The sequence below is a fragment of the Psychrobacter piscatorii genome (genome assembly GCF_904846415.1).
Lineage (GTDB): Bacteria > Pseudomonadota > Gammaproteobacteria > Pseudomonadales > Moraxellaceae > Psychrobacter > Psychrobacter piscatorii.
Genome location: NZ_CAJHAR010000037.1, coordinates 1 through 23,566 on the forward strand (window position 1 = coordinate 1; position 23,566 = coordinate 23,566).

The 23,566-nt window shown below is 45.0% G+C and carries 17 protein-coding genes and 1 riboswitch; of the genes, 12 read left to right on the forward strand and 5 right to left on the reverse strand.

Annotated elements, in window-relative coordinates; all coding sequences use genetic code 11:
• Positions 1-231: 231 nt before the first annotated feature.
• Together JMX83_RS13170 and JMX83_RS13175 are read right to left on the reverse strand one after the other, a co-directional pair.
• Positions 232-489, reverse strand: a complete 258-nt coding sequence (locus tag JMX83_RS13170) for a YheV family putative zinc ribbon protein (RefSeq protein WP_201602607.1) — start codon at positions 487-489, stop codon at positions 232-234.
• Positions 490-2,691, reverse strand: a complete 2,202-nt coding sequence (locus JMX83_RS13175) for a M3 family metallopeptidase (protein ID WP_201602609.1) — start codon at positions 2,689-2,691, stop codon at positions 490-492.
• Positions 2,692-3,225: 534 nt separating this feature from the next.
• Between JMX83_RS13175 and JMX83_RS13180 the strand changes: the two genes are divergently transcribed.
• From JMX83_RS13180 to JMX83_RS13230, 11 genes are all read left to right on the forward strand, one after another.
• The gene (locus JMX83_RS13180) at positions 3,226-4,338 is read left to right on the forward strand and encodes an AOC03_06830 family ribosome hibernation factor (protein ID WP_201602612.1); all 1,113 of its coding nucleotides are present in this window, start codon (positions 3,226-3,228) and stop codon (positions 4,336-4,338) included.
• Positions 4,339-4,875: 537 nt separating this feature from the next.
• Positions 4,876-4,992: riboswitch (guanidine-I (ykkC/yxkD leader) on the forward strand.
• A 45-nt stretch (positions 4,993-5,037) separates the two neighbouring features.
• Positions 5,038-5,802 carry an urea amidolyase associated protein UAAP1 gene (locus JMX83_RS13185; protein ID WP_201602615.1) on the forward strand — a complete coding sequence of 255 codons (765 nt, stop codon included), beginning with the start codon at positions 5,038-5,040 and terminating at the stop codon, positions 5,800-5,802.
• 155 nt (positions 5,803-5,957) lie between these two features.
• Positions 5,958-6,644 carry an urea amidolyase associated protein UAAP2 gene (locus JMX83_RS13190; protein WP_201602618.1) on the forward strand — a complete coding sequence of 229 codons (687 nt, stop codon included), beginning with the start codon at positions 5,958-5,960 and terminating at the stop codon, positions 6,642-6,644.
• A gap of 59 nt (positions 6,645-6,703) precedes the next feature.
• A complete protein-coding gene (uca, locus tag JMX83_RS13195; RefSeq protein WP_201602621.1) occupies positions 6,704-10,345 on the forward strand; it encodes an urea carboxylase in 3,642 nt (1,213 codons plus the stop codon).
• 76 nt (positions 10,346-10,421) lie between these two features.
• Complete coding sequence (gene atzF, locus JMX83_RS13200) at positions 10,422-12,236, forward strand: allophanate hydrolase (RefSeq protein ID WP_201602623.1); 1,815 nt, start codon at positions 10,422-10,424, stop codon at positions 12,234-12,236.
• 137 nt (positions 12,237-12,373) lie between these two features.
• Entirely contained in the window at positions 12,374-13,399 is a 1,026-nt protein-coding gene (locus JMX83_RS13205) for an ABC transporter substrate-binding protein (protein ID WP_201602625.1), read from the forward strand.
• A 61-nt stretch (positions 13,400-13,460) separates the two neighbouring features.
• Positions 13,461-14,402, forward strand: a complete 942-nt coding sequence (locus tag JMX83_RS13210) for an ABC transporter permease (protein WP_201602627.1) — start codon at positions 13,461-13,463, stop codon at positions 14,400-14,402.
• Complete coding sequence (locus tag JMX83_RS13215; protein WP_227675869.1) at positions 14,403-15,380, forward strand: ABC transporter ATP-binding protein; 978 nt, start codon at positions 14,403-14,405, stop codon at positions 15,378-15,380.
• A 213-nt stretch (positions 15,381-15,593) separates the two neighbouring features.
• Positions 15,594-16,349, forward strand: coding sequence for an endonuclease/exonuclease/phosphatase family protein (locus JMX83_RS13220; RefSeq protein WP_201602629.1), 756 nt, complete (start codon positions 15,594-15,596; stop codon positions 16,347-16,349).
• 178 nt (positions 16,350-16,527) lie between these two features.
• Complete coding sequence (locus JMX83_RS13225; RefSeq protein WP_201602631.1) at positions 16,528-17,553, forward strand: NADP-dependent oxidoreductase; 1,026 nt, start codon at positions 16,528-16,530, stop codon at positions 17,551-17,553.
• A gap of 165 nt (positions 17,554-17,718) precedes the next feature.
• Complete coding sequence (locus JMX83_RS13230) at positions 17,719-18,603, forward strand: EcsC family protein (protein WP_201602633.1); 885 nt, start codon at positions 17,719-17,721, stop codon at positions 18,601-18,603.
• Between the two features lie 32 nt (positions 18,604-18,635).
• On the opposite strand, the gene JMX83_RS13235 is transcribed toward JMX83_RS13230, so the two are convergent.
• The 3 genes from JMX83_RS13235 to JMX83_RS13245 are packed head-to-tail and all read right to left on the reverse strand — an operon-like array spanning position 18,636 to position 22,115.
• The gene (locus tag JMX83_RS13235; protein WP_201602636.1) at positions 18,636-19,253 is read right to left on the reverse strand and encodes an alpha-ketoglutarate-dependent dioxygenase AlkB family protein; all 618 of its coding nucleotides are present in this window, start codon (positions 19,251-19,253) and stop codon (positions 18,636-18,638) included.
• A 20-nt stretch (positions 19,254-19,273) separates the two neighbouring features.
• Positions 19,274-20,164: an alpha/beta fold hydrolase gene (locus tag JMX83_RS13240; protein WP_201602639.1), complete on the reverse strand. Its 891-nt coding sequence runs from the start codon at positions 20,162-20,164 to the stop codon at positions 19,274-19,276.
• A 37-nt stretch (positions 20,165-20,201) separates the two neighbouring features.
• On the reverse strand, positions 20,202-22,115 hold the full coding sequence (locus JMX83_RS13245) for an ABC transporter ATP-binding protein (protein WP_201602641.1): 1,914 nt from the start codon (positions 22,113-22,115) through the stop codon (positions 20,202-20,204).
• A 356-nt stretch (positions 22,116-22,471) separates the two neighbouring features.
• Here JMX83_RS13245 and JMX83_RS13250 point away from each other — a divergent pair, with 356 nt between their 5' ends.
• Positions 22,472-23,320: a DMT family transporter gene (locus JMX83_RS13250; protein WP_201602643.1), complete on the forward strand. Its 849-nt coding sequence runs from the start codon at positions 22,472-22,474 to the stop codon at positions 23,318-23,320.
• Positions 23,321-23,566 lie beyond the last annotated feature (246 nt).

The following is a 23,566-nucleotide window of genomic DNA, read 5'->3' on the forward strand; positions in this document are numbered from 1 at the left end:
GGGTTTGATTGCTTATTGCTGGTTTCCCTATAAGCCCACCATCAAAAACATGCCTCAGCAGGGACAGGTAGCAACATTATAAATAGTATCAATGAGTTACAATGTGGCTTATCCCGAACTGGGGTTACTATAGCAAACTCAAAATAAAAAGCCTATCTATTGATAGATAGGCTTAAGTCAGTATTAAATAGTGAGTTGTTTAAGTGGTAGTATAGAAACAACACTGGATAACTAGGGTTTGAACTTGACTGTACCACTGGTGCCTGTTGTCATGGCATCGCGAGCAAGCTGATCCTCAAGATGGTTTTTGGCGCTGATGGCATCAGGGTCAGGGCGATGTTCCGAATGTCCACACTTTGTGCATTCGATGTATTCATCTGGCGCTGGCGTGACAATATTTACCTGCACCACAGCGTCCATTTCTTGGCATTTTGGACAGCGCACCCCTGCTAAAAATCGACGCTTAGGGCTTGATGACTGATAGCGCATTTAGATAGCCTCGCGTGTCGTTTGAGCATTGGCAGCATCAGTATTTTTTGCATCAGTGAAACCATTATGGCGTAGCAACGCATCTATACTTGCACTACGGCCACGAAAGTTTTCAAAATTGGTCTTGGCTGGAAAGCTGCCACCAACAGACAAGATCGACTCACGAAAAGCTTTGCCCGTTGCTGGGTTAAAAATACCGTCTTCTTCAAACTTACTAAACGCGTCAGCTGATAGCAGCTCAGCCCATTTATACGAGTAATAACCTGCGGCATAGCCACCTGCGAATATATGACTGAAGCCATTGGCAAAGCGGTTATAATCAGGTGTTTGCATGATAGCGATATCGCTACGCACGGCATTTAGTGTCGTCAAGATACCTTCATAATCAAGTGCTGGTGTATGGGCGTGAATCAGCAAATCAAACAATGCAAACTCGATCTGGCGCAGCGTTTGTAGTCCGCTTTGGAAGTTTTTGACAGCCAATAGCGCATCAAGTTTGTCTTTAGGCAATGGCTCACCAGTGTCGACATGACTGCTAATAAGGGCAATGCCTTCAGCATCCCAAGCCCAGTTTTCCATAAACTGACTAGGAAGCTCGACGGCATCCCATTCGACGCCATTGACCCCTGCGACATCACCGACCGTCACTTGAGTTAACAAATGATGTAAGCCGTGACCGAACTCGTGGAACAAGGTCAACACTTCGTCATGAGTCAATAAGCTAGGCTTGCCATCAAGTGCGGGCGTAAAATTGCCAACCATGAAGCAAACAGGTAGCTGCTGATGGTTTTGTTCCTCATAGTTGTAACGAGATTGAAAACCACTCATCCATGCACCGCCGCGCTTACCGCTGCGCGCAAATAAGTCAAAGTAAAACCCGCCAATCAAGCGATCATCAGCGTCAAACAGCTGATAAAAGCGTACATCATCGTGCCAGCGTGATACAGAATGGCCATCTGCACCCTCATAGCTTTGCTCTTGTACTGTAATACCGTATAGACGTTCGACGATGGCAAACAAACCACTAGTCACTTTTGGCAGTGGGAAGTAAGGACGAATCTCTTCTTGCGACAAGCTAAATTCACTTTGTTTAACTTTTTCAGCGATATAGGCGCTATCCCAAGGTTGCAATTCATCAATGCCATAGTCCTGCGCACATCTCTGTAACTGTGCTAAATCTTTCTGCGCGGCTGGGGTCGCTTGGGCCGCCAAGTCACGTAAGAATGTCTCTACTTCTAAGACACTGTCTGCCATCTTAGTCGATAGAGATACTTCAGCATAATTATCAAAGCCCAATAATTTGGCCTTTTGCTCACGTAAGGTGAGAATTTGGCTCATGATGTCGGCATTGTTTAATGACTCACCTTTAGCATTGGTATGCGTATCAAATTCAGAGGCGCGCGTGACATAAGCATGATACAGCGTCTCACGCAGGCTGCGATCGTCCGCATGAGTCATGATCGCTAGATATACAGGAATGTTCAAGCTTGCGACATAATAAGGCGTCGGAAGCGCGTCTATATCGATTTGACTCAGGGTGCCATTAGCAAGCTCACGAGCCTTGTACTGCTCACCTGCATCTGCCAATAACGCCAAACCGCTCTCTGTTAAGCCTTTTAGCTGACTCTCTTCTAAAGGTAATGCAAAGGCTTGGGTTGCATCCAAGATATGATCTGAGAATGTCGCAGATAAAGTAGATAGCTCACTTTGAATAGCAGCAAATTTCTCTTGCTCCGCCTTAGGTAATGCCACCCCTGATAACTCAAAGCTACGTAGTGCCAGTTCAATTGCCCGCGCACGTGCAGGCTCAAGTGCCGCAAAAAACTCGGTATCATTAACGATCGTTTGATAGCGGGTAAAAAGTGGCTGATGTTGACCAACCCGTGTTCCGTAAGCCGACAACTTGGGCAGCAGCTCGTGGTGGACATGACGAATCTCATCGTTACTCATCACGCCATTGAGGTGCGATAAGACTCCCCAGCTACGATCTAACGCTAGATTAATATGATCAAACTGCATGACATCTGATAATGCTTGCTCAGCGTTTAATTTTGCAGTGTCAGTACCATTGTCAGCCACCGCCGTCAAGTTATCTAAAAAACTATTGGCATCGTCGATAGCATTGATGACTTGGGTTTGTAATGTACTTGGCGCAGCATTGGTAAAATCAACAAGGCGCAAATCTGAAGAAGGAATAGTCATAAAGGTATCCGATATTAATGATTATTATTAAAAAAACATTCGGCAAACGTAGCTTTTAAATCGCGCTTGATACGAGCTAACTTTGCGACGTACTACGATTCGCGCCATTTGAAATTTATATTTAGTTATATAAAAGATGGGTTCATTTAGTCAAAATACAACCTGAGTACTTATAAACTAAAAGTGAATGCTCAAAGGAAACGACAAATAATGTAGTAAGCTGAGATAGTATAAATCTTTAACAATACAGATTGCTCTACTTACAAAGCGCTATCATTTGCTTGCAAATTAACCCTATAGCGAATGAGGGGTAGCTGTTAGCATCAATATAAAGGAATTCAAAAATTGTACGCCGATCAGGTGTATGGATAAAGCATGGACAAAAACTATTGATGAATTGATAGCATGATTTGTTGTTTACCGACAATGATCAGAGCTGCTATTAGTAAGAGATAAGGCAAGATGCCATGACATTGTACTCATAAAAGAATGTACAAAATCGAAAGTAAATGATAATAAAACAAGGAGCAATATATGAAAGCGACTCTTAAAAGCTTACGTGAAACCAAAGCAAATCCAGCGGTAAGTATCTTTGTTAAGACTCACCGAGCACATCCAGCCAACGAGCAAGATCCTATCGCTCTAAAAAATCAGTTGAAAGTTGTCGAAGATCGCTTAAACAAAGAATATGATAAGAGCACAGCGACGACCATCTTAGACAACATCCATGCAAAGACTAAAGAATTAAATCATAACTATAATCTCGATACTTTAGCGATATTTGCTAGTACAGATGATGTGCAAATCGTCCGTATGCCAATTGATACGACAGAGCGCGTCGTGATATCAGACAGCTTTGCTACCCGTGATTTGGTGCGTGATATGGCCAGTGCGGTACATTACTATACAGTCGTCTTAACCCGTGATAATTCTCGTTTGATTGAAGCATCAAATGATCGCGTCATCAGAGAATTTGATAAAGATGATGACATACAAAATAACATGGAAAACATCCAGTTCCCTGTTGAGAATAATGGGCTATATACCACAGGTGACGGTGGGTCAGATCGCTCATCGAATAATGAAAGCAGCCACTTAAAAGAATACTTTAATCAAGTCGATAAAAGCGTACAAGAGCTATGGGGTGAGCATAAAATGCCACTCGTGATCGTTGGTGACGCCAAAAACATCGGTTACTATAAAGAAGTCTGTGATCGTCCAGACAACATCATTGCTACCGTGTCAAATGCCACTAATTTAGAAGATGGAAGCGCTCAACATATCGTTGATAGTGTACAAGAAGCGGTAGAAGAATATCGTACATCATTACATCATGCTGCTCTAGGCGAAATCGATAAAGCCCGCGGTGCGAATATGCTGCAGACTGATCTACAGGAAGTATATCGTAGCGCATTCCAAGGTGCTGGCGAGACTCTCTATGTACGTCGTGGCTATATCCAATCTGCCAAAATTGATGAAAAAGCGCAAACTTTAAGCCTTGCAAGCGACGCTAGCGCAGAAGGCGTGACTGATGATGCAATCGGTGAAATCATCGAGCATGTTATCCATAATGGTGGTGAGGCTGTATTTATGCCACAAGATATTATGGGTGAAGATCAACCGATTGCGTTGGTTACTCGCTACTAATTGGGTCATGTCCTGATCAGTGTCACTTGATTAAATGAATTATAAATCAAGTCATTGATACCGTATAAATATAATAAAAAGCACTGGTTCAATATGAACCAGTGCTTTTTTAATGTCTGGTATTTGTATGGCACAAGACAGAAGTGAGCGTACGTAAGTTTTGTAAGGTTCAGAATAGAGCGATATTTATCATTATGGTGCACGATGTTCTATGATAGTGCGCTTTTTAATTTGTCTATTAATCAATTGATGGTTCACTTAACTTAATATTACGAACCATACTGATCTCTTATTTTTGAGATGACATCAATCGCGCTCATATTTAGTAAAACCTATACATATCAGTCTATAAGAGAGCTAAAAGGATGTTTTCTTCTGGAAAAAAATGCGACCGATATAGCAAGTTTTTCAGTACGCCAATCTCACTCTTGGCGAAAAATAACAGATAAATTAATAGTGATGAATTTTGGCTGGCATAAGGCTTGCACTGTAGATAATACAAGGTTAACTACCGTTTATTACTAATCTAAGAGCTAAAAAAATGCCGTCTAGGGTTCCGATACAGTAGAGGAAGCACGTTTTCCCACACTATATGACTGGTCCGAGAGATGGCGGTTCGAAAGAACTACACGGAGGGATAAAAGCCCGGGAGACTCTAAGTGACACTGATCACTTAAGCTCATAACTGTGGAGTTTTTTATGTCATCCGTTTCAATCACTACTACCGATAGTTCGTCTTCAGATCACTTCACCATGCCTTTACCAGGTAGCCATCATTGGTGCGGTCGAATCAATAAAAATACTGTATTAACGCTCAAATCACTGGCAGCCAATGCCAATGCTAGCCTATATGTGGTCAATGCTGATGAGAAGCTTGAGCGCTTCAATATGCCAGACAGCCTAAAAGCACAGCACACACTATATTTATCTGAAGGTCACGTACTTTACTCCGATATGGGGCGAGTGATGGCTTCTATTATCAGCGATGACCATGGCTGGAATGATGCCATTTGTGGCCCTAGCACCGCTGCGATGATCAGCAAACAATATGGTAAAAAAACCTTCCAAGATGCTCGTAATGAGCGCTATCAAAACGGTTTGGATGGGCTACTGACAGAGATGTCGAAGTTTGCCCTGAATGAGAGCGACCTTACGGCAACTGTCAATCTGTTTTCCAAAGTCACCCCTGATTTACAAGGGCAGCTATCTTATATCGCTGCTGACAACACCAACCAATCTATTGCCCTGCGGTTTGAGATGAATTGCTTAGTATTCATCTGTAATGCCCCGCATCCACTTGATCCTTCAGATAGTTATGATCCGGCTGACATTGAGTTAACCATTCAGCAGGCAGCACCTATCGTACCAAAGGTAGAGTTTGATATCTGCCGTGATTCTTGCGCGCAAAACCAGCGTGGGTTCGAGAATAATGCTCGCTATTTTGGTGACTATGAGAATGCTTAGTCAACGTTATGTTTAGTAGTCGCATAAGATAATTCCGTAATTATAAATTTCTAATTTTTGACTGAAAAAACGCTTTTATATAGATCCGTTTAACCTATATCTGGCCCCATCACGTTTAAAAACAGTCATACCAACTAAGATAAGAGAGCACACCCATGACAACTAACAATGATATCAAGAATAAAAAAGAATCTACGCAAAATTCAGCGTCAATTGATCTCAAGCAAATTAAACTGCGTGAAATTTGTGCTGCTGGAGAAGGATGGATGGCAGAGGTCAAACAAAACCAGACTTTGCGCATTATAGATACTGAAGGCAATCAGGCAGTAGATACGTTGTTTATAAGCTGTGCTGATACGGCTGAACGTTATAGTGCTACGGATACTTTGGCACAAAATCAAAAGCTATTTTTGGAGATGGGTAGTCAGCTATTCACTAACAGAGGGCGCGTCATTGCCACTATCACAGATGATACCTGTGGTCGCCATGATACCTTGGGCGGAGCATGCTCATGCGAGAGTAATACCGTGCGTTACGCGCATGATACTTATCCAATGCATAGTTGTCGAAATAACTTTATGCACACACTAGCGACGCACCCCATTGCTCAAAAGCATGGTTTGACCCTACGTAATATTGGTCCAAATATCAATTTCTTCATGAATGTTCCTATCACGCCCGATGGTAGTTTGGCATTTGATGATGGTATCTCAGCGCCTGGTAAATATGTCGATATCACCGCTCAAATGGACATGATTGTCCTCATATCAAACTGTCCTCAGCTCAATAATCCCTGCAATGGCTATAACCCCACGCCAATTGAGCTTGTAGTCTATGAGTAAGTGAGACGTTTTTAAATAAGACGACACTACATATTAATAAGAAAGCTGAGGAAATTGTGATGTTTAAAAAAGTATTGATTGCCAATCGCGGTGCTATTGCTTGCCGGATCATACGCACTTTAAAACAAATGGGTGTCGGTTCAGTCGCCGTCTACACCGACGCAGATCGCGGATCACTACATGTCAGTCAGGCTGATGAGGCCATAAAAATAGGGTCTGGTCCTGCCAGCGATAGCTATCTGAATATGGACAAAGTGTTGCAAGCAGCGATTGATTCAGGTGCTGAGGCCATTCATCCTGGCTATGGGTTTTTGTCAGAAAACGCTGCCTTCTGTGATCGTTGTGCAGCGGTTGGTATCGCTTTTATTGGGCCGACATCTGAGCAGCTGCTTAGCTTTGGGCTCAAGCATACGGCTCGTAAGCTCGCCATTGAGAGTCAAGTGCCCTTGTTACCAGGTAGCGAGCTGCTACAAGATATAGACGAAGCATTACGTGAGGCTGAGCGCATTGGCTACCCTGTGATGCTAAAAAGTACGGCAGGTGGCGGTGGTATCGGCATGCGCCTAGTCTGGAATGAGACTGAGCTAAAAGATGCTTATGATTCTGTCCATCATTTGGCGCAAAGTAACTTTAGTGATGCCGGTCTTTATCTTGAAAAGTTTGTAGAACATGCTCGTCATATTGAGGTTCAAGTATTCGGTGACGGGGCAGGTAATATCATCACTTTGGGTGAGCGTGATTGCTCTATCCAACGGCGCAATCAAAAGGTCATTGAAGAGACGCCAGCGCCGCTATTATCAGATGCACAAAGACAAAACCTGCAACAGGTGGCAACCCAGTTGATGCAGCAGGTCAACTATCGCTCTGCTGGTACCGTTGAGTTTGTGATGGATGTATCGACCCAAGCGTTTTATTTTTTGGAAGTGAATACCCGCTTACAAGTTGAGCATGGGGTTACCGAAGAGATTTATCAGGTAGATTTGGTGCGCTGGATGATTGAGCTGGCAGCAGGCGAGTTTTTATTGCCAGAACTGCCATTACAGGCGTCAGGACATTCGATTCAGGTTCGTCTATATGCTGAAGATCCTATCAAAAGCTTTCAGCCGAGCACGGGTATTTTGACGGATGCCTATTTTGATACAGCAGCGCGGGTTGAGACTTGGATAGAAACGGGTAGCGAGATATCAGCCTTTTACGACCCGATGCTGGCAAAAATTATCGTCACAGCACCTGACCGCACGCAAGCACTAGCAAAGATGAGTCAAAGCTTATCGGCATCACGCATGGCAGGTCTTGAAACCAATCTCGAGTATTTGCAGCAGATCGTAGCCTCAGAGACGTTTAGTGAAGGTACGCAAACGACTCGGTTTTTGAATACCTTTGCTTGGCTTAGCCAAAAAATCGAAGTGATACAGTCAGGCGTACAGACGGCCGTACAAGATGTGCTTGGTCGTCAGGGCTACTGGGATGTGGGCGTACCACCATCAGGGGCGATAGATGGTTTGAGCCTCAACACGGCCAATCAGCTTTTGGACAATCCATTTAACACCGCAGGTCTTGAGTGTGTGGTCACGGGACCGACACTGCGGTTCCATTGTGACAGTCAAATCGCCATCACAGGCGGTGAAATGGCATGTACGCTGGATGGTGAAATACAGCAAATGTGGCAAACCATCACAGTGAATAAAGGTCAAACGCTTGTTTGCGGCAATATCACCTCAGGCTGTCGCAGCTATATTGCAATCAAAGGAGGTATAGGGGTCCCTGAATATTTGGGCAGTCAGGCGACCTTCAGTTTAGGTCGGTTTGGTGGACACGCTGGTCGTAACTTGCTCATCGGCGATATGTTACCGATTAAACAGTATGACATAGCTAACGATATCAACGTATTACCTATTGCTCAGCGACCAAAGTTTGATGGGGTATGGCAAATCGCGGTGATGTATGGGCCACATGGCGCGCCAGATTTCTTTACCGATGCTGATGTGACGCAGTTCTTTGGACATGAATGGGAGGTGCATCACAACTCTAGCCGTACTGGTATCCGCCTGGTTGGGCCTAGACCTGAATGGGCGCGTGAAGATGGCGGTGAAGCGGGGTTACATCCATCAAACATCCATGACAATGCCTATGCGGTTGGAGCGATTGACTTTACTGGCGACATGCCGATTATTTTGGGTCCTGATGGTCCAAGTTTAGGCGGATTTGTTTGCTTGAGCGTCATCGTCGCCGGTGAGCGTTGGAAAATGGGCCAGCTAAAAGCGGGTGATCGAGTACAGTTCGTCCCTATCAACTACGAGCAAGCCGCAAAGCTCCATCAACGCTATGACGATATGCTGCGTGCTGATCACTGTGATTTGGTGGATTATGATTTACCCATCACGGCAGATGAGACCACCTTACAGACAGCCATATTGGACACATTACCTATCGATGGTGATCAGCCCAAAGTGGTCTACCGTCCTGCAGGCGACAGTTATCTGCTGATTGAATATGGTGAGCAGGTGCTTGATTTGCAATTGCGTTTTCGCGTTCAGGCATTAATGGAGTGGCTACAAGCGCAGCAGATTGATGCCATCATCGATTTGACCCCGGGCATTCGCTCATTGTTGGTGCATTACCACTCTTTAAAATTGCCACAAACTGACCTACTAGCGATGCTCAAAGACGCAGAAAACGCGTTACCCGATATCAAGCACATGCAAGTACCTTCCAGAATCGTCCATCTCCCCATGACATGGGCGGACTCACAGACCAAACTGGCAACGGAGAAATACCAGCAACTGGTCTATCCTGATGCGCCTTGGTGCCCTGACAATATCGAATTTATTAGACGTATCAACGGTTTGGCTTCTGCTCAAGCGGTCAAAGACATTGTCTATGACGCCAGCTATCTCGTCATGGGACTCGGCGATGTCTATCTCGGTGCGCCTGTTGCCACGCCGCTCGACCCGAGACATCGCTTGGTCACGACCAAATACAATCCAGCCAGAACATGGACACCAGAGAACGCTGTGGGCATCGGCGGTGCTTATATGTGTATTTATGGCATGGAAGGCCCAGGCGGTTATCAGTTTGTTGGTAGGACGCTACAAATTTGGAATCGTTACCGCTCGCATCCAAGTTTTGAAGCTGAAAAACCTTGGCTACTGCGATTTTTTGATCAAATTCGTTTTTATGAAGTCAGCGAAGAAGCACTGCTATCCATGAGAGCGGCGTTTAAGGCAGGTGAGCTGGCGATTGAGGTCGAGGATTCTGTGCTCAATTTGGCTGATTATTACCACATGCTACATGAGAACAAAGACAGTATTCAGACATTTAAAGATCAGCAGCAGGCTAACTTTGATGCTGAACGACAACGCTGGAAACAACAAGGGCTGGATCAGTATATTGGCGACAATATTGACACAGTGGAGGTGTTATCAGATATCACCGTGCCCGAAGGCGGCATGGTCGTGAACGCTCACATGATGGGTAGCGTCTGGAAGATTTCTTGTGCGGTAGGTGATGTCATCAATGAAGGCCAGACTTTGGCGATCATAGAAGCGATGAAAATTGAGATACCGATTGTCTCACCTGTTGCCATGCAGGTCGTGAGTATCGAGATTGAGATTGGCATGACGGTGAAACCCGAGCAGCCTTTATTTGTACTGGTACCCGTTGCTGTTAACGAAGCGCAGGTAACAGACATCGCGATCTAGCAGGTTTTGTAAGAAGGCATCTGGTCGATATTCAAAAAATACCGACAATCATATTTGAGAATAAGAGAGAACACTCATGCAAAAGAATTGGACGATTAACGATTGGCAAAGCGGCTATTGCAACGGTCACATTCAGCTCAGCGACTTGCTAGAGTACGTGGCAAGCATCGACAATGATGACAACGCTTGGATTGAAATTGCAACGCCTGATCAACTTACCGCACAGATTGAAAGTATCGCGGCGCAAAATGCCAAAGACTTACCGCTATACGGCATACCGTTTGCCGTGAAAGATAACATCGATGTGGCAGGATTTCATACCACGGCAGGATATACAGCGCCTTTGTATTTGGCTGAGAACGACGCGCATGTGATTGCCAAGCTTAAAGCTGCAGGCGCTATCGTTATCGGTAAAACCAATCTCGATCAGTTTGCCACAGGGTTGGTAGGGACGCGCTCTCCTTATGGTGCCGTGAGCAATAGTTTTAATCCCGACTATATCAGTGGTGGTTCAAGCTCAGGCTCCTCCGTCAGTGTCGCCAATGGAGTAGTACCTTTTGCGCTAGGCACAGATACGGCAGGCTCTGGACGAGTACCAGCTGGGCATAACAATATTGTAGGTTTGAAGCCAACCAAAGGCTGGTTCTCCAGTACTGGTCTCATTCCAGCTTGTCGCTTGCATGATGTGATCTCTATCTTTGCGCTTAGCGTTGATGACGCATGGCAAGTAGCTCAGATAATGAAAGGCTACGATGCAGAGGATGATTATAGCCGCGTCCATCCTGCCACTGCGCCAGTTGCCTTTAGCCTTGGCAAAGTCGCGATTCCTGATACCCTAACATTCTATGGTGACAGTCAGTCACAGCAAGCGTTTGAGCTGGCTATTTCAAAGTTACAAGCCATGGGTTACGAGGTCACGCCAATAGATTTTACAGTTTTTGATGCGTTAGCGGATACCCTCTACAACGATAGCTGGGTCAGTGAACGTACCTTTGCAGTCGAGCAGCTTGTGGCGCGTGATGAGCTGCTACCCATTACCCGTCAAATCATTAGCCAAGCCGATAACTATAGCGCCGTTGATGCGATGAGCGCTGAGTATACGCGCGCTGCACTCAGCCGCCAAATTCAGCAAGTGCTGTCTGAGTTCGATGCCTTAATAGTTCCTACCGCACCGACCATCTATACCATCGATGCAGTCAACGCGGATCCGTTAACCAAGAACAGTCACATGGGCGCGTATACCAATTTTGTGAATTTGGCTGACTTATCGGCATTGGCCTTACCAAATGTGATTGCGGATGATGGATTACCACGCGGCATCACCTTAATTGCGCCCGCTTGGCACGATGAAGCATTGGCCAATTTCGGTCATCAGTGGCAAACCGCTCTCGATATACCGATGGGTACGTTAGAACATCACTATCAATCTGAACCAGCTCAAACTACTAAATCGCCATCGCTTATACCGCTTAGTACCGTATTTTCTAATGATAGCAGTGTGGAGTTAGCAGTGGTTGGGGCGCATTTGAGTGGTATGCCGCTCAACTATCAGCTGACCGATCGCGGCGGTGTATTGTCCGAACAAACTCAAACGGCAGCGACCTATCAGCTATTTGCCTTAGCAGGAGCAACACCTGCCAAACCAGGACTTATGCGCCATAACGACGGACGCGCCATCGAGGTAGAAGTCTGGCGTATTCCTACCGCAAGGTTTGGCGAAATCGTTAACGAGGTACCTGCGCCATTAGGTATCGGCAACGTTGAGCTGGCAGACGGTCGCTGGGTGAAAAGCTTTATTTGCGAACCATATGGCTTTGAAGGCAGTACCGATGTGACCCTATTTGGTGGCTGGAGGGCGTACATCGCCAAGCAGTCAGAACCTATTGTTTAGAGTAGATAGTAGACGCACAAATTTACGCATGATCTAAAACAGCAGCACTTGCCATGTCATTTTCCCTAATGGCATCGCAAACACTTATCAGCAGACACTCTCATAATGAGACTGTCTATATTCAAGGAGTAAGACTCATGAATCGACGCTTATTTACTTTTGCCGTTCTCTCAAGCTTTATGCTATTTGGTTGTGACAACACGGCCACCGTATCCGCACCTGAAGGCGAGGCGGCACCAGAAAAAGTCACCGCCGCAAATGATGATCCAATCTCTATCGGTTACAGTGATTGGCCTGGCTGGGTAGCGTGGCAGATTGCGATTGATAAAGGCTGGTTTGATGAAGCTGGCGTAAATGTTGAGTTTAAGTGGTTTGATTACTCGGCCTCGTTATCTGCTTTTGCGTCCAACCAATTAGACGCCATTTCTGTGACCAATGGCGACAACCTTGTCAACGCTGCGAGTGGTAGTGAAGGCATTATTATTTTGGTCAATGACTATTCGGCAGGTAATGATCAGATCATTGCAAAGCCCGGTATCACGAGCATAGCGGACCTAAAAGGCAAATCGATTGGGGTTGAAAAAGGCTTGGTTGATCATCTACTGCTCAATAGTGCGCTGACTGACAACGGCCTCACGGAAGCGGACGTGACACTGGTGAATGCCACCACCAACGAGCTGCCACAAGTTTTCACCAATGACAGTATTGATGCAGTTTCTATCTGGCAGCCCAACGCCAATCAAGCGCTAAAAAACGTACCGAGCGCAAAGGCTATCTATACCTCAGCGGACAAGCCGGGGCTTATTTATGACACTTTAGCGGTCAGTCCCGCCAGTTTATCTGCACACAAAGCTGAGTACGCCAAAATTATCCAAGTGTGGGGCAAAGTCGTTAACTATATCAATGATCCTGCTACCAGAGAGGATGCGATTGGCATTATGTCTAGCAAGGTCAACGTCCCTGCTGAACAATATAAAGACTTTTTGAATGGGACGAAGCTGATGAGCTTAGAAGACAATAAAAAGGTTTTTGAAAAGTCTGATGCGTTGAGCTCTATCTATGGCTCAAGCTATCACGTTAACCAGTTCAATATCGACAATCAGATTTATGATCAACAGCTAGATATCGATAAATTGATCTATCCCAACCTAATTACTCAGTAAGGTTAAGCGATATTTAATCTAGTAGTTACTGTGTCGTCATCATCATCTTAGAGGGTAGCTCATGAGTCATATCAATAAACATCTCACCAAGAAAACCAAGCTTGGGCTCAATGTACTCTCATTTTTGATTCCAATCTTATTATGGTGCGCGGTCAGCTATCTGCCCTTTATTTGGCATCCGCAAGTTGAAATCACTGAGGCAGGTGTGAGCACTTATCTGCAAGAAGGCAGTCGCATTGATAGGTCAGTATTTTATCAAGAAGCGCAGGACGCGATGGCATCTGACACACCGCCCCCGCAAGGCAAACTGGTCAACCCAATCTATCTGCCAGCGCCTGACGAGGTGGCTACAGCAATGTTTACCGCCTTTGTCACGCCGCCTGCGCAAGCGGATGGTCCGTGGTTACATGAGAGCCTTTGGCAAAGTATACGTACCGTATTTATTGCTTTTCTTCTCTCATCAATAGTTGGAATCCCACTAGGGCTAGTGTGTGGGTTTTCTCAAAAAATCGCTCAGATTACTCAGCCCTTTGTCGAGTTTTTTCGCTACCTGCCAGCACCTGCGTTTGGCCCGTTAGCGGTCGCCATACTGGGTATTTACGATGGTCCCAAAATTGCCATCATCGTGATTGGGACATTGTTTCAGCAGATTTTGATTATTGCCAATACCACACGTACGATGGATCTTAGCTTGATTGAAGCGGGATATACCCTTGGTACTACCAAGCTCAAAAGCTTTTTTTATGTGCTCCTGCCTGCCGTACTGCCTGATGTTTATCGAGACTTGCGTGTGCTATTGGGCTGGGCATGGACATATCTGATTGTCGCTGAGCTGATAGGGACGACATCAGGTATCACATGGTTCATCGTCCAACAAGCCCGTTATCAGCAATTCGATAATGTCTATGCAGGTATTCTTCTCATTGGGTTTATCGGGCTGGGAACAGATATATTGTTATACCAGCTTGGTAAAAAACTCTTCAAATGGAAAGCGAGTATTTAAATGATGACTAATAATATGACCGCTTCAGGCTCGGTAGATAGTGCTTCAATAAATAGTGCTTCGGTAGACAAGGCTCACGCCAACTCTCACAGTACGACTGATGAGTATTTCAAAGCGCTCTATCAGCGAGATGTGATATTACAGGTAGATAAGCTGACGCAATCATTCGATCAGGGCGGCAGCAAAAAGGTAATCCTAAAAGATGTCAGTTTGCAGATTCATGAGCGTGAGTTTGTTTGCGTGATTGGTCCATCAGGTTGTGGCAAGTCGACGTTAGGGCGCATCATTGCAGGTTTGGACGCTTATCCTAGTGGCGAGGTAATCGTTGATAAAGAAGTGGTCAAAGGTCCCAGCGCCAGTCGTGGCATGGTTTTTCAGGGTTATACCTTATTTCCTTGGAAAACCGTCAAACAAAATGTCATGTTCGGCCCCATCATGGAAGGCCGTAGCAAGTCAAACGCCGAGCGTAGCGCCCGTGAATGGTTGGATATCGTGGGTCTGAGCAAATACGAAAACCATTACCCGCATCAACTGTCAGGAGGCATGAAGCAACGTGTCGCCATTGCACGAGCGCTTATCAATGAACCCAAAGTACTCATCATGGATGAGCCCTTTGGCGCGCTTGATCCGTATACTCGCCAAAAGATGCAAAAGCATCTGCTGGATCTCTGGCGCAATATCGACATTACTATTGTGTTTATCACGCATGATATGGACGAGGCAGTGCTGCTCTCAGATCGCATTGTGGTATTAAAAGCCAATCCCGGTGAGGTGCAAGACATTATCGAAGTACCACTTGCACGGCCACGTGACCCTGATATCGTCACGGACAGCCAATTTTTGCAATTGAAAGCTCGTATCAACAATATCGTTCACAATCCGCAGCCACAGCCGGACTTCGATCCTGCTTTGGCTGAGATGCCAGATATCCCGCGTATGGTACCTTTGGATAAAAAAGATCAGCAGATCAATCATTAATATTAACGGCTAAAAAATCATATAGTTACTAATTATCACTGTTGTCAGTGATACCGTGCCACGGTTATGTATTCTTTTTATTGTGCATGACCGCGTCATACGATATCAGTCTCATTTAGCAAGACGATTACCGATTATATTTGATTAACTGCTGCTGATAAATACGACTGCTGTTATACTCAGTAGCGTATTCATTTGCTTATCGACCTTTTTATGACTACCACCTCTTTTGTTTTAACCAGCTATAACATTCACAAAGGCATGTCACCCCTAAACCGTCAGGTGAAAATGCAAGGTATTGCTCAAGCGCTAGAAACTGTGGGTGCGGATATATTGTGTCTACAAGAAGTTCAGGGACAAAACCTCAAACGCAACATGCAATACAATGAGTACCCTAATCAGTCTCAGCATGAGTGGTTTGGCGAGTTTTTAGATCTAGAAAATAGCTATGGAAAAAATTCAGAATACGAGAATGGTCATCACGGCAATGCCGTATTAAGCCGATTCCCGCTAGACCCAAAACACAATGTCAATATTACCGTCAATAGGCTGGAGCAGCGCGGCGTCCTACATTGTGAAGTGCAGCCTATCGGTTGGGAGCGGCCAGTCGTGGTGCTATGCGCGCATCTAAATTTATTTGAGCGCGATCGTATCAAGCAATATCAGGCTATCAGCGATTATGTAAAAAATGAGATTGCACCTGATCAACCGCTCATCTTGGCAGGCGATTTTAACGATTGGAAAAAAATGTCTTGCGACAAACTGGCTACTGAGCTTGGCATGATAGAAGCATTTAAACACTGTCATGGCAAATTGCTACCGACGTTTCCAGCAAAACTGCCAGTACTCAGCCTAGATCGTATCTATCTGCGTAATTTGGTCGTCAAAGACGCATGGGTACATAGTGGAAAGCCGTGGTCATCACTCTCGGATCATTTGCCGATTAGTGCAGAACTGATGCTGCCATAATACTTTCTTAATACTTTGTGATGATTTGCTCGGATACACTGCCTTGATAATCTATCGAGACTAAAACATTTTTTTAGCAAAAATCCTATCGACTAAAATCGTCCCTTATGAAATAGTCACCTAACGTAAGATAAATAGTAACCATGCCCTAATAAATAAAATATAAGGATATTCTGCAATGGCAACGCCAGCTACTAATGACAACAATCAGCAACCTCAACTCCCCAATACCCAGCACGCTGCACTAATACGTGAATTCGGTGAACCAGAAGTAATGATATATCAGGATGGTGTCGATATCCCTGAATTACAGGACGATCAGGTATTGGTCAAAGTCGCCTACGCCGGTATCAACCCTGTCGATTATAAGACCCGCCAAGGCAAAGGCTGGGGCGCAGAAAATATCCAAAAACAAAAATTCGATAACGACCAGTTTGCTATTTTAGGATTTGATGTATCAGGTACAGTGGTTAGTCGTAATAGCGATGCGTTCGCTGTTGGAGATCGCGTTGCCGCCTTGACCTTTACTGGTGGTTGCTATGCGCAATATGTGGCGGTAGACACCAAAATGCTTGCGAAAGTGCCAGAGAATGTCACATTAGAGCAAGCAGGGGCATTGCCATGTATCGGACAAACGGCGATACAGTTTATAGATTTTGCTGACATTCAAGCAGGTGAGCATGTCGTAATCAATGCACCAGCAGGCGGCGTCGGTCACTTATTAATACAGCTATTAATGGACAAGGTGAGTCGTGATGATATTAAGGTCACCGTCATTTGCTCACCAGAAAAATATGCCAAGCTCGGTGAGCTTATCGATACCGACAAGCTGGCAGGCTGGATTGATTATACCAAAGATGAAGCGTTTCCTGATTTGCAAGCCGACGTGCTGCTTGACTTAGTTGGCGATGAAGCAGGTGTTCGCGCGCTGAGTGTGCTCAGATCGGGCGCGCGCGTGAATGTGTTGCCAACCATTTGGGTCGATAAACTCAAAGAAGCTGGCAAAGAGAAAAACCTAGAAGTATCAGGTTATAAAGCGCAGCGTAGTGGTGACGATATGGCGCGTGTTTTACAGCAAGTCGCTGACGGTCAATTAACCTTGAAAATCCAAAAAATATATCCACTCTCTGAGGTTGTGGCCGCTCATCATGAATTACAAAAGGGCAATGCATTCGGTAAAATCGTCCTTGCTGCTTCTGAATAAGAGGCGCTCACCTGTTTTTTTTGAAATCATAGGATCCTTTACGTACTTCATAAAACTCTACAAGAATGGTGTCTCTGACAACACAACAGGCCTACTCTCTAATGTTGTCTGCTGTAGGATAGTGAGAGACACACTGATAAATGAAGTAATAACAAAGGATGTTATATGACTATGAATAAAGACATTGAGAATAAAGATACAGAAAATAAAAAAACAGACGAAAAAGTCACGGATCATGTCGCCTATGAAGCGCAAGTGCGTAAAGAAATAGAAGCATGGAAAAACCCTGATAAAGGCATTTTGGACAAAGCTTTTGCGGCACTTAATACACCTATTATCGCGGCAGGTGATGCACTAATGGATGTGCCACAATTTGGCGATTCTTTAAAAAAAGCAACTGAGCAAACCATCAGTACTTTGAGTAATGCCGCCAATTGGACATTGAACACTCAAGACGTTATCGAGAGCTATCAAGAGGAAACTAATATTGAAGGCTCGTCAATCAAGACGCTTTCTGATATCAAACATGTACCAATTGCAGTTGTCGATAAACAAGTCAAACTTTTCAAAAGTAAATATGTCGCGCTCACCAGTGCGCAAGGTGTGACGACAGGTGTGGTTGGCTGGGTAGGTATTCCTGCTGATGTAATGGGTCTTATCACTGCCAATCTACGCGCTATCGGAGAGTATGCGACTTACTATGGCTTTGACATGAATGATAAAGGCGAGCAGTTGTTTGCCATGTCTTTGTTGGCGGTGGCTACTTCTGCCTCTGCTGAAGCGCGCAAAGCAGCACTGGATGATACCCGTGCGATGATTAAAGATCCAAAAACGCAGGCATTTAATCAGATTAATGAAGAGGTCATGTCGCGGGTACTGCGCCAAACAGCAACCAAAGTGGCGACCAATATGGTCAAAACGAAAGCAGCGCAAATCATTCCTGCGGTGGGTGCAGTAGTGGCAGGTGGTGTTAATGCCAACTATACGGCCAATGTCTGCGAAGCGGCGCATCAATGCTACCGTGAACGTTTTTTAGATCGCCTTGCATAGGTAATCGTTTACTCAACATGACCATGGCAGTTTTAACGTGCAAGCATTTGCCGAAATGTTAGGCTGATTCGTCCAGTATCGACAGTCTTTGTTTTAGTGATAGTATGTTTCCAAAAGGTTTGTGTATTACCGTGCATGACAATTAATTGACCAGACTCAAGATAAAGCGCGACTTTGTCTTGGGTTTTTTTGTGCTTAAAGACAAACTTGCGCGTGGCACCAAGGGATAAAGACGCAATGATTGGTTGATGACCGAGCTCTTTTTCATCATCGGCATGATAGCCCATACCATCAGTGCCAGTTGGATAGTAATTAAGCAAGCAGGTGTTAAAATGCGCCTCAATACCCATTTTTGCCAAAGATTTTTCTACATGTTGTTTCACGTGGAACACTGTATCTGACCATGGAACTGTCTTTCGCGTGTGCCCTGAATACTGGTAATCTACATCCGTGTCTCCCATCCAGACAATTTGGCGAGTCGTCACATGAGTTTTACCAAACAACGTTACCATATCTGATTGCCAAGGCAACTCATTTAGCAATGTATTGTAGAGGACACTGGCATCGTCTATGACTATGCCTAAATCGTTTACATCACCATCATAGGGCAATATATTATCTGTGGGTGCAGGCGCAAAAAGGTCAGTCATAGATCAATAGTTATCTCTCATTATTTGCTGCGTTGATAATGCTCTTGAATGATCTGAGCACACAGTTTGGGCGCTTCCATTGGCAGCAGGTGACCATAGTCTAGCAAGGAGATTATGCTGCTATCAGGCACAAATTTTTGCCATTGCTGTCTTACCTTATCATTGATGAATAAAGTAGGCTTACCGGTAATCAGCGTGTAAGGACAGCGCAGTTTTTTGAGTGCGGCATCGATATGAGGCGCGCTGAAATAGTTGGCCAGCTCTTGCTCTGGAGCAAAAATTAAGCTGTAGCTTCCATTTGGATTTTTGCTCAAGCTCTGTTCGGCAAATACCTGCAAATGCTCGTCATTGATGCGTCTATAAGCACGCTGCGCACGCAAGTTTTCATAATAAGCATCGACACTCGGCCACGTAGATTGCCTATTTACTGTACTTTTGAAAGGCTCACGGCTCAGCAGGATAGAGCGCGGTAATAGATTATACAAGGTGGCTTGGTTTTTAGTGAATGTGACAGGCTCTATCAGATAAAGCCGCGAGAACAGCTCTGGACGTTTGGCTGCTGCCATGGCTGTGGCGGTTGCGCCTTGTGAATGTCCGATACCGACGACAGGCTTATCTTGTGTTTTTTCTAAAAACTCAATAAGCAGGTCAGCATCTTGCTCACGCGTCAGACGACGGCTTTGCGGTTTGTCATACCAATAGCCACGTAGGGCAAGTGAGCTGATATCAAACTCAGTTACCAGCTCATTTAGCAATGGCGTATAGGTGCCAACGGTGAAACTATTACCACCATAAAAATGCGCTGCTGTGCGGCGATGGTTATCTATTTGAACTGACTGATTGAGATGGCTAAGAGTATAGTAACGTGCTTTTTTATCATCAAGATTGATGCTGTTTGTAAATGCTTCCATAAAATAAACACTTCCTTGTGGTTTATTTTGATGGGTCTTAGTTGTCTTCACCTAAGAAACCACCGCTTTGACGTTGCCATAATTTAGCATAGACGCCATCGCGTGCGAGCAGTGCCTCGTGACTGCCTTGTTCAATGATGCGCCCTTTGTCCATCACCACCAAGCGATCCAGTGCCGCAATGGTCGATAAACGGTGGGCAATGGCAATGACGGTTTTGCCAGTCATCATGTCGTTTAAGCTTTCAGTAATGGCAAATTCGATTTCAGAGTCAAGGGCACTCGTGGCTTCATCAAGCAGCAAAATTGGTGCGTTTTTGAGCATTACGCGGGAGATGGCGATACGCTGGCGTTGACCGCCTGAGAGTTTGACGCCGCGCTCACCGACCTGAGTATCAAGGTCAGTATTGCCTTTGTCATCGCTTAAGTCTTTGATAAAGTCCCAAGCTTGCGCTTGCTTAGCGGCTTTGATGATGTCTTCGTCAGTAGCATCGGGGCGACCATAAGCGATGTTTTCACGGATGGTGCGGTGCAACAGTGAGGTGTCTTGGGTTACCATACCAATTTGCTGACGTAATGATTCTTGGGTGACCTCATCAATCGCCTGTCCGTCAATACAGATTTTGCCACTATCGACATCAAAGAAGCGTAGTAGTAAATTCACCAAGGTTGATTTACCAGCGCCTGAACGTCCGACCAGACCAATTTTTTCACCTGGTTTGATGTCCAAATGAAAGTCGTCCAACAGTTTGACGCGATTGGTTGCCAATGCAGTAGCTGCGGCTTTTGCCTCATCGACACGCGCCCCTTCATCATCGGCAACGCCAGCATCATCTTCATAGCCAAAATCGACATGATCAAAGACAATATGACCGTCGGTGACCGTCAGCGTTTTCGCATTAGGCTTATCGACGATTTTTTGCGGTGCTGATAGAGTACGCATGCCGTCTTGTACCGTACCGATACTCTCAAACAAGCTGGTGGTCTGCCACATGATCCAGTGTGTCAAACCATTTAAACGCAGCGCCATAGCAGTCGCTGCGGCAATCGCACCAACACCAACATCGCCTTGTTGCCACAAATACACACCAATAGCTGCAGTCGAGCCAATCAGAGTCACACTGATGACATGGTTGACGACCTCAAGATAGCTGACCCAGCGCATCTGTGCGTGTACGGTGCCCAAAAACTGATTCATCGCGTATTTGGCATAACCCAGTTCGCGCTGCGAGTGGCTAAACAGCTTGACGGTCATGATATTGGCATAAGCATCGGTGATGCGCCCGGTCATCAAGGCACGGGCATCTGCTTGCACAATGGCCGTACGTTTGAGCTTTGGAATAAAGTACCACATGGCAAGCCCAAACAGCACAAACCAAACCGCAAATGGAATGAGCAGCAAGCTGTCCAGATTAAATAAAATCACTCCAGTAGTGACAAAATATACCACCACATACATCATCATATCCGTGATGGTCATCACCGTATCACGCACTGCAAGTGCAGTTTGCATCACCTTTGCTGAGACACGTCCTGAAAACTCATCTTGATAAAACTGCATGGATTGTCCAAGCATGCGACGATGAAAACGCCAGCGCATTTGCATCGGAAACACACCCTGAATGACCTGAAAATGTATCAAGGAGGACATGGCAATCCAAAAAGGACTGAGAATCAAGACGGCAAACATTAGCAGCAGCATATCGCTTTTTTCTGCCCACAACGTCTGCGGGGTATAAGCACCCAGCCAATCCACCAAGTTACCAATCCATGCAAACAGCATGGCTTCATAGACCCCGACGCCAGCGGAGAGGATCATGAATAAGAACAGCCAGCCGCGCAGACCATGCGTACAGGCCCACAAAAATCTCAATAACCCCTTACGAGGTAATGGCATAGGCGTTTCAGGAAAGGCGGGGAGACGGGATTCGAAAAAGCGAAATAGAGCGTTCATAGGCGGCAATAATACGTCAAACCAGAGCGGTTTTGAGTCGTTACTTATGTTAATAAAATAGCAGGGTATTTTAGCAAAACTTGGCAATCAGGCATGCAGTAAATTGTAATTTGCCAAATATGAAACTCATTAATGCAGCGTTGATAGGCATGATAACTGTAGAGATAATGACAAATAGATTGCTGTCGAAAATATATTTTGTTACCTTCTAGACCTCAACTTTCTTAGACATTCAAATACTGTCTTTACAATAATATTTCTCCAAAAATCAGCTGGATAAAAGCGACTTGCTTAGCACTATATTGCCAATATATGAGCCATAAACACCTGATATCGAAATCCAAAAGGTAGAAGCTATGATGTATTTAACCATTGCGGTGTTATGTAGCGTCGCCGTCTCAGTACTTTTAAAAATACTACGCCAAAAAAATATGGATATTCGTCAGACCATCGTCGCGGGTTATCCGGTCGCTTTTTTATTGACTTGGTTTTTATTGAACCCTGATGTTGGCGCCATACATGCGCTTGATAATGCTTGGGGTATTATCATTGCGCTTGGCATTTTACTGCCATCCGTATTTATCATTCTCGGACGTGCTATTGAGGCGGTGGGAATGGTAGCAACGGACGCCTCCCAGCGCTTATCACTTATTATTCCGATCATTGCCGCTTTTTTGCTATTTGGTGAGGTGCTGACAGGTACTCGTGTGCTTGGATTGGTACTTGGATTTTTGGCACTAGGAGCACTGGTTTATCGACCACAGCAACAAGATACTCCCAAGCAAACAAAATACACACCGCTCTGGTTGTTCGGTGTATGGGCGGGTTACGGCATTATCGATATTTTGTTTAAGCAAATTGCCAAGCAGGGCACTGCTTTTCCGTTGACACTATTTGTGAGCTTTGGTGTCGCAGGTCTATTGTTGTTCATCTATCTACTCGTTACTCGGGTGCGCTGGCAAAGAGACGCCATTGTCGCTGGGTTGCTACTTGGCACGCTAAACATGGGTAATATTTATGCTTATGTCAGGGCTCATCAAATGCTGCACGATTCACCCAGTATTGTGTTCACGGGGATGAATGTGGGTGTCATTGCCGTGGCGACATTGATCGGTGTAGGGGTGTTTAAAGAACGACTCAATCGCATCAATATATTGGGGTTGTTACTCGCAGTATGTTGTGTGGGCGTCTTATTTTTAGCATGAGATATTTTGTCCAAAGAAGAATGCAGTAGAGTTTTTAGCGATGTTGTCACGTTTTCTATATAGGCATACTTATTATCCTATGATAAGGTCATCTACAAATAGCAGACCTTATATAGGTCACCCCACTCTCAACTTCGAAAGTGATTGAAAAAAGAAGAGCACCTCACTAATCTATTGTTTTCGACCAAGAATACAATGGAGTTGTGAGATGCCCATAGACGAATTTATCATCAATATCTATTTAAT

Coding starts and splice junctions, on each gene's coding strand:
- atzF (WP_201602623.1), top strand. CDS start 10,422: ATGCAAAAGAATTGGACGATTAACGATTGGCAAAGCGGCTATTGCAAC.
- JMX83_RS13210 (WP_201602627.1), top strand. CDS start 13,461: ATGAGTCATATCAATAAACATCTCACCAAGAAAACCAAGCTTGGGCTC.
- JMX83_RS13185 (WP_201602615.1), top strand. CDS start 5,038: ATGTCATCCGTTTCAATCACTACTACCGATAGTTCGTCTTCAGATCAC.
- JMX83_RS13175 (WP_201602609.1), bottom strand. CDS start 2,691: ATGACTATTCCTTCTTCAGATTTGCGCCTTGTTGATTTTACCAATGCT.
- JMX83_RS13170 (WP_201602607.1), bottom strand. CDS start 489: ATGCGCTATCAGTCATCAAGCCCTAAGCGTCGATTTTTAGCAGGGGTG.
- JMX83_RS13190 (WP_201602618.1), top strand. CDS start 5,958: ATGACAACTAACAATGATATCAAGAATAAAAAAGAATCTACGCAAAAT.
- JMX83_RS13245 (WP_201602641.1), bottom strand. CDS start 22,115: ATGAACGCTCTATTTCGCTTTTTCGAATCCCGTCTCCCCGCCTTTCCT.
- JMX83_RS13220 (WP_201602629.1), top strand. CDS start 15,594: ATGACTACCACCTCTTTTGTTTTAACCAGCTATAACATTCACAAAGGC.
- JMX83_RS13240 (WP_201602639.1), bottom strand. CDS start 20,164: ATGGAAGCATTTACAAACAGCATCAATCTTGATGATAAAAAAGCACGT.
- JMX83_RS13215 (WP_227675869.1), top strand. CDS start 14,403: ATGATGACTAATAATATGACCGCTTCAGGCTCGGTAGATAGTGCTTCA.
- JMX83_RS13225 (WP_201602631.1), top strand. CDS start 16,528: ATGGCAACGCCAGCTACTAATGACAACAATCAGCAACCTCAACTCCCC.
- JMX83_RS13250 (WP_201602643.1), top strand. CDS start 22,472: ATGATGTATTTAACCATTGCGGTGTTATGTAGCGTCGCCGTCTCAGTA.
- uca (WP_201602621.1), top strand. CDS start 6,704: ATGTTTAAAAAAGTATTGATTGCCAATCGCGGTGCTATTGCTTGCCGG.
- JMX83_RS13180 (WP_201602612.1), top strand. CDS start 3,226: ATGAAAGCGACTCTTAAAAGCTTACGTGAAACCAAAGCAAATCCAGCG.
- JMX83_RS13235 (WP_201602636.1), bottom strand. CDS start 19,253: ATGACTGACCTTTTTGCGCCTGCACCCACAGATAATATATTGCCCTAT.
- JMX83_RS13230 (WP_201602633.1), top strand. CDS start 17,719: ATGACTATGAATAAAGACATTGAGAATAAAGATACAGAAAATAAAAAA.
- JMX83_RS13205 (WP_201602625.1), top strand. CDS start 12,374: ATGAATCGACGCTTATTTACTTTTGCCGTTCTCTCAAGCTTTATGCTA.